Below are 1,189 nucleotides of genomic sequence, written 5' to 3' on the forward strand. Positions count from 1 at the left end.
TGTAAGACGGTAATGCTGGGGTGGATACTCTTTCATAATTACGCTTTTGGAAATATTTCCCAGCACTCCGGCGCCGTAGATCATGACTTTGATAGTATCGTTTGGCTGCATTAACAAGTTTCGGAATACATACTGCGCAGCGAAACGGAAAGAAACCATCAGGAATACCGAAAGTAAAAAGTGGACAATGATCACCGACCAGGGAATAACCAGGTTTACATGAAACTCGCGCCCGTAATAGCTAATCAGGAAAAAACCAGTCGAAAGTACAAGCTGGGTTCTTAACACCATCACTGTATCGTATGTCGTCGAATGTCGGATAATGCCGCGGTGTGGCTTGAAAATCGAAACTGCCACAAGGTAAATGGGAAATCCTGCAAGCAACTGCATTATCACCTTCGATAAATCAACATGCCCGGAAAATAATTCGAAGCGGAGCAGGTAGGTGAACAAAAAAGAGGAGGTAACAAGACTTATATCAATCATCAGGACCATCCATCGCGGAATAAATCGTTTTTCCAGATAATTATTCAGTTTTTTAAACATATACTAAATCTTATAGAATAAATTTCCTAAAAAGAGTGTTGACGGAATTAGGGCATGGCACACCTTTAACGAGTGTGTTGCAGAAGAATTTTTAGTAGGGTGGAAGCGCTGCAAATAAAATTTCATGATTACATGTTAGTTTGGGGTGAAAAAAAGTTATTTGTAAATTATTACAAAATGAAACGTGAATTCAAATAATTATGCTCATTGAGCATTTTCACTTATTAAAATTAACCTAAATATATAGCGGAGTCAATGGGTATTTTCCGACAGTAAATTATTTTTTGCTGGCTACTTTTATGTAACTTGTTTTTTGAAGGCCGATCCATTTCGTCCGAAAAGAGGCTAAAGCTTTATCCAACTTTTTCTCACGGACGATTAACTTCACTATTTCCTCTTTCTATAAATATCTTGCCCCGCTGGGGCAGTTTGCTCACGGCCGTACAGAAATCAGTGCCAGCGGCGTTCGACTGAGCTCACGCCGAAGTCACGAAATATTTGTAGTAGAACGACTGGTAGCGAAGTCTGGAGTGCCGTAGGTACGAAACATTTCGACTTCAATATTTACCAACTGCCTTCAACTGTTTCCCTTGCATCCTCCAGTTATTCATTTATGTGCTGTATGCCAACATACTGAAGGACT

General features: G+C 39.9%; 1 protein-coding gene. It reads right to left on the reverse strand.

Features of this window, described 5'->3' with window-relative positions; genetic code table 11:
- A partial coding sequence (locus Q8M88_RS01070) for a hypothetical protein (RefSeq protein WP_305594210.1) occupies positions 1-546 on the reverse strand: 546 nt, incomplete at its 3' end.
- Positions 547-1,189 lie beyond the last annotated feature (643 nt).

The sequence above is a fragment of the Phenylobacterium sp. genome (genome assembly GCF_030693805.1).
In the GTDB taxonomy this organism is placed as follows: domain Bacteria; phylum Pseudomonadota; class Alphaproteobacteria; order Caulobacterales; family Caulobacteraceae; genus Phenylobacterium.